We start from the raw sequence: 598 nt of genomic DNA on the forward strand, positions 1-598 counted from the left end.
TGAACTCGCAACGCATTGCGATTTAACAGGCTAGCAAACGAATGAAAAGGTGGTGCTAGTGGCGTTTCGGAAACTTGTGCGTCTTCATCATAAAACACACTGCCGACGGTGTAGTGGTGAACAGTTTCAGGCGACGTTGACTCTTGGCCGACAGAAACCGCCAATAAGCTCAGAAATAGCCCGAAAAAGCTAATAAGAAGAGCACGCACAACGTTCACCTACATCACAGTAATACGTACTTTTAACTCTGAGGGCGAGAATTTGCAATCGAAATTCTCGCCTCGTGGTTTTAGCCACTCAGTTTGATATAACGGAGGACTTAATTCTTACCGTATGGGTAGTTTTCGAACATTTTCGCCACTTCTTCTGTGATCAAATTTTCCCTTTTCTCAGTACTCATTGATTCGGTTAACTTGCGGCTTGAAACGCCTTTCCACACAACTTGGTTCGCCTTACTATCCACCAGCTCTACCACTAACTTCCCGTATTTGCGTTCTTTATATCGTTCAGGGCTTGATGTAATCACACCAAAGCTGTTCCAACCATAACCGACGCTAAAAGAAGAACCAGACGAAACTAACTCCGACTCCTCAACGAT

General features: G+C 44.5%; 1 protein-coding gene and 1 pseudogene. Both read right to left on the bottom strand.

Annotated features, from left to right (window positions below):
- Window positions 1-209, bottom strand: a pseudogene (locus tag R7093_RS26560) (hypothetical protein); the annotation flags it as partial.
- Window positions 210-319: 110 nt separating this feature from the next.
- Window positions 320-598 (bottom strand): DUF4136 domain-containing protein (locus R7093_RS26565; protein ID WP_318147195.1); only part of this gene is annotated, 279 nt, incomplete at its 5' end.

It is taken from the genome of Vibrio sp. 1580 (assembly GCF_033340055.1).